General features: G+C 39.6%; 9 protein-coding genes and 1 tRNA gene. 2 read left to right on the top strand and 8 right to left on the bottom strand.

Annotated features, from left to right (window positions below; all coding sequences use genetic code 11):
• Position 1: 1 nt before the first annotated feature.
• From BLO53_RS01570 to BLO53_RS01560, 3 genes are read right to left on the bottom strand one after another with little or no spacing between them, the layout of a single operon-like run.
• Positions 2 to 1,561, bottom strand: coding sequence for a glycosyltransferase family 39 protein (locus tag BLO53_RS01570; RefSeq protein WP_092058599.1), 1,560 nt, complete (start codon positions 1,559 to 1,561; stop codon positions 2 to 4).
• Positions 1,554 to 3,095, bottom strand: coding sequence for a glycosyltransferase family 39 protein (locus BLO53_RS01565; RefSeq protein ID WP_092058597.1), 1,542 nt, complete (start codon positions 3,093 to 3,095; stop codon positions 1,554 to 1,556). Before BLO53_RS01565 ends, BLO53_RS01570 begins: the two co-directional genes overlap by 8 nt.
• Before the next feature lie 9 nt (positions 3,096 to 3,104).
• Positions 3,105 to 4,607: a GGDEF domain-containing protein gene (locus BLO53_RS01560; RefSeq protein ID WP_092058595.1), complete on the bottom strand. Its 1,503-nt coding sequence runs from the start codon at positions 4,605 to 4,607 to the stop codon at positions 3,105 to 3,107.
• A gap of 214 nt (positions 4,608 to 4,821) precedes the next feature.
• On the opposite strand from BLO53_RS01560, the gene BLO53_RS01555 reads away from it, so the two are divergent.
• Positions 4,822 to 4,894 (top strand) — tRNA-Gly (locus tag BLO53_RS01555).
• Positions 4,895 to 4,927: 33 nt separating this feature from the next.
• Here BLO53_RS01555 and BLO53_RS01550 read toward each other — a convergent pair.
• A complete protein-coding gene (locus BLO53_RS01550) occupies positions 4,928 to 6,148 on the bottom strand; it encodes a MerR family transcriptional regulator (protein WP_092058593.1) in 1,221 nt (406 codons plus the stop codon).
• Positions 6,149 to 6,284: 136 nt separating this feature from the next.
• Between BLO53_RS01550 and BLO53_RS01545 the strand changes: the two genes are divergently transcribed.
• Entirely contained in the window at positions 6,285 to 6,917 is a 633-nt protein-coding gene (locus BLO53_RS01545) for an HDOD domain-containing protein (RefSeq protein WP_092058591.1), read from the top strand.
• 9 nt (positions 6,918 to 6,926) lie between these two features.
• On the opposite strand, the gene BLO53_RS01540 is transcribed toward BLO53_RS01545, so the two are convergent.
• From BLO53_RS01540 to BLO53_RS01530, 4 genes are all read right to left on the bottom strand, one after another.
• Entirely contained in the window at positions 6,927 to 8,480 is a 1,554-nt protein-coding gene (locus tag BLO53_RS01540) for a glycosyltransferase family 2 protein (RefSeq protein ID WP_092058589.1), read from the bottom strand.
• 29 nt (positions 8,481 to 8,509) lie between these two features.
• Positions 8,510 to 10,291, bottom strand: coding sequence for an MATE family efflux transporter (locus BLO53_RS01535; RefSeq protein ID WP_092058586.1), 1,782 nt, complete (start codon positions 10,289 to 10,291; stop codon positions 8,510 to 8,512).
• Between the two features lie 447 nt (positions 10,292 to 10,738).
• Complete coding sequence (locus tag BLO53_RS18915) at positions 10,739 to 10,924, bottom strand: hypothetical protein (RefSeq protein ID WP_143003190.1); 186 nt, start codon at positions 10,922 to 10,924, stop codon at positions 10,739 to 10,741.
• Between the two features lie 131 nt (positions 10,925 to 11,055).
• Entirely contained in the window at positions 11,056 to 12,195 is a 1,140-nt protein-coding gene (locus tag BLO53_RS01530; protein WP_092058584.1) for an RNA-guided endonuclease InsQ/TnpB family protein, read from the bottom strand.
• Positions 12,196 to 12,256: the final 61 nt, after the last annotated feature.

The following is a 12,256-nucleotide window of genomic DNA, read 5'->3' as shown; positions in this document are numbered from 1 at the left end:
CTTAATGCTCAGTATTTTTCTTATAGATAGAATAGGTTTCTGATCCAGCTATTTTCGTCATGCCAGAGTTTACATAATTTGTAAAACCATCGCTGTAGCCATATAGAATAGGCCACTCGGGAGAAACATTGGTATTATCCCAAAATTCAGGGCCAGTGATGACATAAGCAGCATCCTCCATGACGTAAACTTCCTGGGGATTTACATCATAATAAAACTTCAGAACATATTTCTGGAAATCATCTGTATAAAAAATGGTATCAATCTGGCTTACATTCTCCATCTGGGAAAGAGCCTTATTGATATCATTTTCTCTTTCTGCAAGAGGACCATTGTAGTAGCCACCAAGGCTGTTAGAGAGGCAAATGGCAATAGACATAATAAACATCAGTACTCCAAGACCGCAGGAGACAGATTTTTTGTTAAGCCATGTGGAAGTTTCAGACATGGCATTTAGAAGCCCTATAAAAAGAAAAATCGCATAAAAGCTCAGTACTCGAAGATAAGGATGAACACTTTGGATGATCAGCATAACAGGCACAACTAAAAGTCCGCAGCAGGCAAAAAGAGAAAGAAAAGCATTACCACCATTTTTGCAGCTTCTAACGGCGATAACAATATTAAGCACTAGAATTAGCACAGTCAGAACAAGAAGCAAAACGCCGGTATTTGCGTAGAAGTTTCCAAGAAGTGATATGAAGTATTCAGGAAGCTTTTTTATGCACTCCAGCCTGTCGATACTCTGGATATAAGGAGATGCCAGCATATAATCAATTCCGGTTCCAGCTGCAGAAAATGGAGCTTTTAGAATAATCTTTACCTGAGACAGGCCATAATAGGCGCTTTTGGAGTCTTTGCTAAGAAGATTAGCACCAATAGCTAGCCATATCAGAAGGTATAAAAAGAAAGTTGCTATAGCCGCCATAAGACCGCTGGCAATAAGCCTGAACAGATCACGATATCTCTTTTTCAAGAGAAGAAAAAGACCACCTGAAATACATACTGGAATAACCCAGTAAATGGAGCTTGGCACCGTATAGAGCCCAAGTGTAAGGGCAGTAGCAAAGGTCACATTGTACCTTAATCTGCAGTCTCCAAGGGATATTTTATAGATGGCACAAGTGGATATCAGAAGACAGCAGGCAGCCAGAGTATAACCTCTTCCCTGAAAAGAGAGCCTGAAGGGCAGGTAGGAACCGGCGTACAGGGCCATGGCTGAAAAGGCAAAAAACTTATTCATGAATTTATTGCACAAATAATAGATAAGTGAAAGATTAACTACTCCGCAGATCACTGAAATGCCGCGAAGACCCACATAAGGATTACCAAAGAAATCAAGAAATGCGGACAGTACAGAATAACCCACATGATTGTTTGGAACGGGCCAGTGGATTGCAGCATAGATGGGGCCTCTACTGATAAAATAGTAGTAGGTATAAAGCTCATCATACCAGGGGCCATTTTTAAACATGTTGATAATGTAGATTATAGCTACAATTCCAATGAGTATTGCTGCCGCAAGATGTTCCTTTATGGTGTCTACTAGTCTGTTCTTATTCATTATCCAATCCTTCTAATCTGTAAATATTTATCCAATATCTCTCTATAAGGAAACTACCTGAAAGCGGGCTGGTTATGCCCTCTTTTGCCCAGTTATCAACAATTTCCTCTCTTGAGTTAAAGCTTCCAAAGAAGTATACGTTCTGTGAGTCTGGGGCATTTTCATCTTTTACCAGTGACTTTACCTTGGACTCATCGATATTATCCGTGATATTTCCCATCATATCCTTTAAAAGTGGGTCAATTTCTGCTTCATACATATATACCTGACAATCTGGCCTGTAAAAGGAAGTGACAGCGCACACGTGGTCAAAGTTTGTGATAATGATCGATCCTTCTGGAATTTCGCTAAGGGCAGGTGATGCAAGCTGCATCTGAGCAAGCTTATTGCCTTCCTCGTCTCCAAGGCCTTTCATATTTAGGCCACATACCATAAGCATTGGTATAAATAGAAGTACTAAAAGAGGCTTATTTACAGCCTTTTCAGACATGTAGGCCACAAAAATCCACAATCCGCCAAGAGCAGGAATCAGGTATCTGTACACAAATATAGGAGTTCCAAGGGCTGACAGAATAAATCCGCTGATAACTACGATAATTGCAGGCATAAGGCAGCAGAGGGCAAAAGATATATCGCTTTTTGTAGCTCTTTTTATAAAGAGGATAGTAAGTACCAGAAGCGCTATTATTAAAAGACCTGCCGAAATTACAGGCAGATTGCCCATATAAACCACAGGAAGAAGTACGAACTTGGCGCAGCCCAGGATACTTCTAAGAGTCAGAGGCTGTATCCAGTACTTGCCGGAAATAGAATCCATCTGATTTTTCAGGTGTGGTAGCCAGGGCAGATATAGCAGGATAGAGGCTAGTACACTGGCAGAAAAACGCACCCAAAGAGATTTCTTATCATTGAGTTTACCTAGAAGAATTCCTATAAAGAGAGCTCCATAGCAACCAATTACAGCTATGCACGCATAATATTGAGTGTAGGCCGTAAGAATACCAACCATGAAAAATAATATCCAGGTCACGTTTTTTCTTTTGTCATCACCGCTGAGAATATTATGAGTAAGCATGATCTCCGAGGTGATGAGGAAAAGAGCAAGCGAATACATTCTGATCTCGACATAGTAGGTGGGAATCTGAGGCATCATAGTGATAAGCATCATGAAAAGGCCGCTAGTCATTAGGCCAAACCTGCGCCTTATATAGGTTACTGACAGGATAAAAATGAAAATCCAGGGAAGGAGCGATGCAATTTTGGATGCGATGATAAGCTTATCAGTGCCGGCAAAGGCACAGATTATTGAAGTTATTACTTTTAGATAAAAATAATAAAGGGGCGGATGAACGTCCCTTGAAGTCATAGCTATGATCTCACCATAGCTTTTTTTTACAAAAGCAAGGGAAAAGACCTCGTCGTACCAGATGTCATTTCCCATTGCAAATTTACATATATAGGCAAAACATATAATAGAGATAAGGCAAAATATACCCCCTAAAGCCTGTCTCTCTTTCTCCCCGTAATTTCCCATGAACAAGTCCTATTTCTTTCTTCTGTCAATTCCCGCTTTCTTGTAGTGCTGCTCCTTGGCTTCATACATGCGGTTGTCGGCCACGTGCTCCAGCTCATCGACAGTATGATCAGGAAATTCACTGTGACTTACACATCCAAGTGAAATAGAAAGAGTGTTTGAATAGTTTCCGCGCCATATTTTAGCACGGGCTTCTATTTCACTGATAAGTTCCGTATAGTCATCTATATGGAGAATAGCCATAAACTCATCTCCACCAGTACGATATACCTGGCCATAAGGAGCAACAGCAGAATGAAGGCAGTCTGCGGCGCCCTTTATGAGCTCGTCACCAGCTGCGTGACCTTTTGTATCATTGGTAATTTTAAGCCCATTTACGTCTGCAGACAATAGTGAAAAGCCTTGATCAAGGCCGTTTTCTCTATATATGCAGATTTCTTCGTCGTATCTTCTGCGGTTGTAGAGCTTTGTAAGCTCATCTGTGTGAGCCATTTTGATCAGATTACTTTCCTTGCGTTTATCTTTTTCTATGTCCTGAACTGTAAAAACAACCATCTGAGGGATGCCATCTTCGCTCGTCTCTACAGTGATGTACTGGGCACGGAACCAACCAGTGACAACGTTAATAAATTCTGCATAGATGGATTTTTTACCTTGGAGACGATTTCTAAGTGTCCTAAGATCAGTAAATTCCATGAAAGAGTCTAATTGATCAGGGCTTATGTTTTTCTTCATTTCATTGACCATATAAGTATGGTCGCAACCCTCGATATTATGGGTGCTGTCTGCAGAATCTGCGCCACGAAGTGCAACCTCAGTCATATTTGTAAAGATCAGCAGATTAACATTATCATAGATACCCGCCATGGATTTTAAGGTGTTTACAGAATCATGGACCATGGTTTCCTGATTCTTGATATCACTATAGGTTCCAAGCAGCTCTTTAAGATGCCTCTGCATAGTCTTTAAGATACCAACACCTGCAATAGCCATAACTGTCATTTCTATTGAGCTTCCGGAAAGAACATTGGCAAAATAGTAATTAAACGAAGATATATCGGCTCGCTGTCCAGCATAGAAGGGAGCTGTATAGTATAAAGAAAGGCACATAGTAACGTAAGTAATAAAAAGAGATGTAAAGAAAATACCATAGTTGCAGTAGGCAAGGCTTAGAAGTGGTACAAGAAACCAGGTAAGCCTGATCTGGATGTGAGAGTAGGCCATATATACCAAAAGTATATCCAGGACCAAAAAGACATATACACTACCAATTACTGATTCTGGGAGGCGATTGATTAGGATCCAGTGAATAAGAGCCACGAGAATAGTGAGAGCAGAAAGTGTTGCACAGGTAGAATAGGTAACATCCTTAAAGGCATGGAAAAAAATGCCAATAGCGATAGCTGGCCCCGTCAATGCACAAAGCCAAAGAGCCAGATTAAGATACTTGTTGATCCTGATCCGGTTATTAACAAGAAATGTTTCATATGAATTATTATAGATACTTGTCATAACTTTATACCATATAGAATCACTCTACTGCATGCATTTAAAGTTACAATCCTTCAGAATAATTTTAACACTTGTTATTTCAATAAAGAATATATTTGTACGCAAAGTTATAAAAACATAACAATTTTAAAAAATATTTCAAAAATGTTGTTGACAAACTAAAACCACTAGTGTATATTTTATTTTGCTGTCGCGAAAGCGACTTTACATATATGCGATAGTAGCTTAGTTGGTAAAGCGCCACCTTGCCAAGGTGGAGACCGCGGGTTCGAGCCCCGTCTATCGCTCTAAAGTGAGGACATCCAAGAGGATGTCCTTTTTTAATTGTCTGAAATAAAAAGCCCGGCATCCTTGGTGATGTGGAATTCGTGACTTGCCTTTTTAATGATATAATTCTTAAATTCTGCATATCTATTCAGAAGATAGTGGTTCTGATTGCCGTGGCATGAAAAGATATAATCTATTAACGGGCCGGCGTCAGTAATGACTATTTCATCCTGGTATTTCTTCAGCTCCACTTTTTCAAATACGCTCCGCAGGATGTTAGCACCATTTTCCAAGCCAAATATTTTATACAAGTCATTGCTGGAAAGCACGATTCTATCATCAAATTCTTTTACCAGCTCTCTGATCTCTTTCATGTGGTTACTACTATATGTGCTGCAGACAAATCTTCCGCCAGGCTTTAGCACTCTGCTTATTTCTTTACAGGCAAGTTGGACATCCTCACAATAAAAAAGGACGTGACCCGCAATTACTAGATCAAAGGAATTATCTTCATATGGTATATTATTAAGATCAAATGCTTTGTAAGAAAAAGAGAAATCCCGTAGTTCGTTTGAATATGCTGATACCGCGCTTTCTATATTCTGTCTTGCATCATGCAGTATCCCGGCAGAGATATCTGAAAGAGTTATTTGTATATCTGTATAATTGCGCTTGGACAATTCGCTTATATTCTCTGCCCATAATGCTCCATTACCGCAACCAAGCTCAAGAATATCCATCCCGGAAGAGATTTCACATTCCTGTAATACCCAATTAAACCATCTTTGTTTATTTGTTGAATATTTGTTATGAAGATCTATCCTGGCAGAGATGTTGTTGGCATTTTGATATTGACTCTTCAGGTTGTTCTCCATTGAAGTCATGTGAATCAGATCAAGCATCTGCTTCCAATCGGGAGTGGCAGAGCTTTCTATAGCTTTAATGGTGGCATTTACACCTGCCTCAACATTTTTCATTTCATCAATTCGCTCTGAAAGCAGCTTTTTCTGCATCTTTAGGGCATTTAGAATGAAATGATTATCAGTCTGACCATTTGGTATTTCTTTTATCTCATCCAGAGAAAATCCCAGGTACTTTAAAAGCAATATCTGCTGTAGAATAGCAAAATCGTAATCTGTGTAAAATCTCGCACCTGATTCGGTTATATAAGATGGCACAAGCAGACCCTTCTGGTCATAAAATCTTATAGTTCTTACCGATACATGAGCCATTTTAGCAAATTGTCCGGATGAATAGTAGCCTTTTTTATTCATAAAGTTTTCTCCATTTAGGCATTATAGTTAAAAAATGCTTGAAGATTACGTAACGTCACCTTTTATAATCTGATTATAGCATGATAAGTTCAGTGCGCGCCTGAATATAGTCAAGATAAGATTGGAGGTATAACAGATGTTTCCAAGTGTCAAAGAAGCTTTGGAAGAGTTAGAAATAGCAAGAAAACTAAATCCCGGACCATGGGTGGATCACTCAAAGAATGTTGGCATAGCAGCTCGTAACATTGCTGAAAAGATTCATGATATGGATTCAGAGAAAGCCTATATACTTGGACTCCTTCATGATATAGGCAGACGAGTAGGTATAGTAAATATTCCAAGGCATGTATATGAGGGATACAAATACTGCATGGAAAAAGGATGGGATGAGCCAGCCAGAATTTGCATGACACATTCCTATCTTCGCATGCAGAATGAGTTTAGCTACGAGCCCGAAACAGGACATGAGAAGGCTATCAAAGATTACATAATAAATTGTGGTGAGCCGAATGATTATGACAAGCTGATCCAGCTCTGTGATTCTCTTGCTGCAGATTATGGTTTTGTAATTCTTGAAAAAAGATTTGTTGATGTTACAAGACGATACGGAATTATGGAAGGCTACATAAAAGGCTGGGAGATTGCCTTCAAAATAAAAGAAGATTTTGAAGAGCGTATGGGATGTTCTATATATGATGTTCTTCCGGATATAGGCAGAACTACACTTCTCTGTCCTAAACCCTGGAAACCACCGGTAAACCAATGTTAGTAACCAATATCAACTATTATTTTTTGAACAATAGTTCATTAAAAAGTCTTCATCAATGATAATACCATTACAAATTAAATATTGAGAAGCCCGCGCACGGCGGACTGATTCTTTCTCATGGATCACTACATCAAAGGAATGCTCTGCCCAGGGAAGAGTGCAGGTATCGAGGTCTCCCCAGGCCGTCTCATCAGCTACAGTGCACGCGATTCGAGCGGCAAAAGAGTTGACGCAGACTCCGCATACATAAGATTCAGGTAGTGCATGTTTAATAAAAGATGCATTAGCACCAAGGCCGCAGGAAAAATCAAGAATCCTCAATGGACGCTTTGCATCTTTTGCATAAGCTATTACTGCTGCTACTGCCTCGTCCCATTCAAGGCTATATTTCCACGCATCAAAGCCCCATTTATTCTTGAATCTCTCTCTATTGATTTCAAAACAATCACTGTGACCTTCAAAACCTTCACCGCCATCGTGATATATAAAACTATTCGAGCAGACATATTGTCTATAGCCAAGAGCAGCCAATCTTATTCCAAGGTCATCATCTTCAAAATACCCTGGGGAATACTGTTCATCAAAGACATCCCCATCAGGAGCTACCTCTTTTAAAGCATCATTTAAAACAAGAAGTGCAAACCCCGTTAACCTGAATCGCCTTATACAGGACTTAAAGTCCGGAAAGCTGTTATCTAAAGCATACCTATTAAATATGTCAAGACTCCTCTTAAAGCCCAGCTTCTTGTGCCATCCCGGCAAAAGCTCTTCTCCGACATATTTTTCAAATAAAGAAGGATCAATTTCCTGACGAGAAGCACTGTTGGACATAGCACTGCATGCCCCTACATTCCTATCCTCATATAGTCCCATCCTCAGATAGAACAGGGCGTTTGGTGTAAGAACTGCATCGTTATTTAAAAATAATACATCATTAGCAGGGGCACAGTATTTATATCCAAGATTACTACCTTTCGGAAATCCCAGATTTTCATCACTTTCAATCAGCTTAAATCTGTAAGATGCGCTATCTCTTTTTCCTTTAAGATATTCTCTTACACCGCTCTGAGTTGATGCATTATCCACTACCACAACTTCAAAAGAATTATCAGGGAGGCAACTCTCTATAGCTTCAATGCAAGACTTTAATATTTCAAGGTCGTTATAAGAAAGAATCTGAATGCTGACGTTTCTTACCCTCATTCCCGGAGAATTCTTAAGCTCATTAAAAGTTTCTTCAATTAAAGATTTATCCTCATTGTCACAATAAAAATAAGCCATTTCCATACAAAGATATGCCTTATTAACATTTAAATTGCGATAATAAAGACCAAGCATGTAAAATAGCTCATAGTTTGTCGGGGCATATTTCATGCCCCTGGATATTGCTCCAAATTCTGCTGTAGCATCCCTTAGGCCTTCCCATAAAGAAGCCTCCAAAATGCAAAGTTTTGCAGCGCTTTCATTGTCCAACTCACCAGCATGATAGTATTGGTTTCGAAACTCATAGAGTGCTTCTTTATAATTACCTTTTGTTAACAGGCTTTCAAGTTTTTCAAACATATGCTCCTCTTAAAAGTCATATCCTTCTTTTACAACTTTATGGTTAGAACATTGAGCCCAAGGACATTCTGATAGGTAAAATCCTTGGCAATCCTATAGACCATGCGAAGTCCAATATTTTTGGTCTTATCTTCAGGATCAGCAATTCTCTGCCTCTGGACAGGGTCAAATGGCTGACAGTCATCCTTGATAGACAGGATAATATCCTCATCCTTTACTATTGCCCTGGCAGTAAGATTATGAGGCTTACTATCCATGGTAAACCCATGGCTAACAACGTTACCTGCCATCTCCTCGAGAGAGAGGCTGGCAAAATAAGCCCTTCTCTTGTCTATGCCCTTGACTGTACAGAATCTCTGAACAACCTCTGAGATTTCTGTCACATCTTCCATCCTGTGGACATTAAGTTCTATCCTGTGATTGTCATCCACTCCAAAATTACCAGGTATTACCATGAGTTCGTCTATATTTCCCGGAATCTTTTTATTCTTGATGATTGCGTAAATAATAACAATTAACATGCAAAATATACCGTTTAATACATTTGCATAATAAACTGCATTCATGCCATAGGATGGTATCAAAAAAGCCGTGAAGATACATACAAAGACAAATCCGTCCAGGATTGCATACAGGTGGACCATAAACTGCTTGCCCGAGGCAAGAGCGTAACAGCTAAAGTGCATGAGCCATACAGAAAACGGCATGCAAATAGGCAGTATCCTGTATCCACACATGGTCATATCAAATACCGGCTCGGCAGGATTTTGAAAAAAAACCATGGTAAAAGGTTTTGCCATAAAGATGATAAATGCAGCAATTGCGCATTGCAGCGGAATAAACCTGAACAGGGCTGTCCTCATGACATTGGCAAGAGTTGTCCTGTCCTCTTCACCGACGCTGACACTCATGAGCATCCTTGAGACATTTAACATCCCCGCGGGGATTGCCCAGAAAAAAGCCATTATGGCATTTGAAGCTGCAAACGCAGAAATACCTGCACTGCCCACGTAAGAAATGATAAGTCCGTTTACGATAAAGCCACGAATAGTCTGATAACCGTTACCTATAGCACCAAGGCTTCCTTTTTTCACCATTTCCTTTGCATCTTCCCATTTAAGTCCCTTAAACTTAAGCCTGATAGATGCCTTGGCTGAAAAGAAGTACTGAGCCTGGACCAGCATAAATACCCACATTCCAAGAGACGATGCCATAGCAAGTCCAAGAGCTTCAAGATGCATTACTTGCACAAAGATATAGTTAAATAAAAGATTGGCAATTATGTATATGATACTGGCCACGGTAGTCCTCATAGCTTTGTTTTCAAGTGAAAGAAATGCCGCCAGCTGATTGCCTATAAACAGAGGGAAAACACCAATAGCCTGCCCAAGCAAGAATCTGTTAAATACAATCCTTGTGGCCTGGTCAGGAGACATGGCGGTTGTCAAATCAAATATTCCCAAAATAAGCAAACCTACAACAATCACAGCAGATATGATGGTGCACAGAATTATATCCAATGTAAAGACATTCTGCATCTGATCAACCTGGTTCTTACCCATGTATTTTCCACATATCACCACTGCTCCAATCATGAGCAAGTTACTTATGCTGCTCACAAGGAAGTTTATAGGGTTATATAATCCCACGGCGCCCATAGCTGCTTCGCCAACATAGTTAGTAGCAAAAACGCCGGTTACAATTCCGTTTATTGTAATAATAGAGCTTAGAAGTATCTGCACAGGAAGGAGCCTGAACAGTAGCTTGGCTGTCATCTTAAAGTTATAGCCGAAAGGATTTGTTTTATCCATAAAATTCCCTTACCTAATACAATAAATTATGGCAGAATCAAATAGTCCGACTCTACAATCATATTATTTGCCAATTGTAATAATCGCCTCGTTCTCCGTGGTCGTGTCTTGTTTCAACTCTCATTATAATACTTCTTGTTCTAACAAAAGCACCCGATGCTTTTTGTATGAAGCAGCGTCGCTTAAAGGTTCTGCATCACCGTTATTTATTTTATCCATTTCTTTTTCGATTTCAGAATAATCCATTTTTTCGTATTTTTCAACAGAAGTAAAGTTACAATTCAGTTGTCGGCCAATGGCTCACTAACAAAGCCGATGTGATCATGCACTCACATCGGCTTCCCACCGAACTGGAAAATGATAACAAGGTACAAGAAGTGAGTTATAAGGCTCATTTCCTGTACCTTGTCATTTAATTAGGATATTGCATGTGGTTATTTACTAGATTCATACAGACCAGCCAAAATGCTTTTCTACAAGAACTACTGTGTCAGCAACATTTCGGCTATAATTTCGCTCCACCAAAAAGAATTTACTTCCTTTTACAGCATTGTATTTCTCTATGTTGAGTTCAAACAACGTTTGATTGCAGGTGCGTTTTGCCTTTTCATAGTCCGTTGTACTGTGTGTCAACTACCACGCACCTAAAGGTACGTGGCTTGCGACTCCCATGTAGTTCGTTGCAATAACTCCTACATTTTGTCGGTGAGACTTCCGTGGGGTCGCACCATGGGACGGTTGACACCGCCCCTTACGACAAAGATTTACTTTGCCGTAACTGTATCAGGTACTTGGCTATCTTCGAGATAGTTGATTCCCATGCGGTACAGATTCATAGCTCCAATGCGGTCATCGTTAGACTTATAGCCACAATTCTTACAAGTAAACAGATGCAATTTCTTATCACGATTGGCTTTTTCAATGTGTCCACAAACAGGACAGCATTGACTCGTGTAACGAGGGTCAACCTTAATAACAGTAGACTGATTCTGTTTAGCTTTGTAGATAAGTTTCTGTTCAAGGTCGTAGAAAGACCACGATACGGAAACATAGCGGTCTTTGGTTATGACATGCTCTGTAGCATTACGAACGCCTGACAAATCTTCAAGAACAAAGAGCGTATGCTTCGGGTTGGATTCAACGAGTGCCTTTGATACCTGATGGTTTACATCCTGCATCCAACGGTTTTCTCGTTGACCGATAGCTTTGAGCCTACGTCTTGATGATGGTGTCTGACGTATTTGGAGTTCCTTGCGGAGTTTAGAGTAGTGAGCACGTTTCTGTTTGATAGATTTACCGCTTACAAAACCAGACCTGTGCTTACTATCATAAGTGGCTACGACAAAGTTTATACCTCTGTCAATGCCTACAACATTACAAATATCTGAGATATTACTTTCCTCGACATCATAGGTAACAGGGATATGCAAAAAATACTTACCATGCTTATTTACAAGCTTGGCAGTTCCAAACTTATAGATGTCGTGGTCAAAGTATTTTGCCATGCCTTCAGCGAAATAGGGTAACTTAACACGTCCATTCAGTGTATTTACTGAAAAGCAGTTTTGTGTAAGGGAATAATCTCTGTTCCAAACAAGGTCATACTGTGATTTTTTGAAGGATGGCTGAATCCACTCCTTCTGATTTTCGAGAATGGTCTTATATCTTGCAATGACAGTCTTAAATACAGACTGAGCCATTTGAGATTTAAGTCCAAACTTCTCTCGAAGTGTAGAATACAAAACCTTGTTAAGCGAGAACTGCTTTAGGTCGTGAGTGCGGAACACATAGTCAGATACATAATTACAGGCATCAGAATAAACAGACATGGTTTCATCAAGTAAAACCTTACTTTCTGTATTAACGTATATCTGTATTTTAGCAGTAACTGTCATTTGTTCCATAAGTTAACCTCATTTTTGTTTCACTAACCATATGATATAATAATAATTAGTGAAAATCAAT

This window comes from Butyrivibrio sp. INlla14 (assembly GCF_900102515.1).
In the GTDB taxonomy this organism is placed as follows: domain Bacteria; phylum Bacillota; class Clostridia; order Lachnospirales; family Lachnospiraceae; genus Butyrivibrio.
The sequence above is the reverse complement of the archived record's forward strand: the minus strand, read 5'-3'. Positions and strand labels throughout refer to the sequence as shown.

Excerpts from the sequence above, each read along its gene's own strand:
- BLO53_RS01570 (WP_092058599.1), bottom strand. The coding sequence starts at position 1,561 with ATGAATAAGAACAGACTAGTAGACACCATAAAGGAACATCTTGCGGCA.
- BLO53_RS01565 (WP_092058597.1), bottom strand. The coding sequence starts at position 3,095 with ATGGGAAATTACGGGGAGAAAGAGAGACAGGCTTTAGGGGGTATATTT.
- BLO53_RS01560 (WP_092058595.1), bottom strand. The coding sequence starts at position 4,607 with ATGACAAGTATCTATAATAATTCATATGAAACATTTCTTGTTAATAAC.
- BLO53_RS01550 (WP_092058593.1), bottom strand. The coding sequence starts at position 6,148 with ATGAATAAAAAAGGCTACTATTCATCCGGACAATTTGCTAAAATGGCT.
- BLO53_RS01545 (WP_092058591.1), top strand. The coding sequence starts at position 6,285 with ATGTTTCCAAGTGTCAAAGAAGCTTTGGAAGAGTTAGAAATAGCAAGA.
- BLO53_RS01540 (WP_092058589.1), bottom strand. The coding sequence starts at position 8,480 with ATGTTTGAAAAACTTGAAAGCCTGTTAACAAAAGGTAATTATAAAGAA.
- BLO53_RS01535 (WP_092058586.1), bottom strand. The coding sequence starts at position 10,291 with ATGGATAAAACAAATCCTTTCGGCTATAACTTTAAGATGACAGCCAAG.
- BLO53_RS01530 (WP_092058584.1), bottom strand. The coding sequence starts at position 12,195 with ATGGAACAAATGACAGTTACTGCTAAAATACAGATATACGTTAATACA.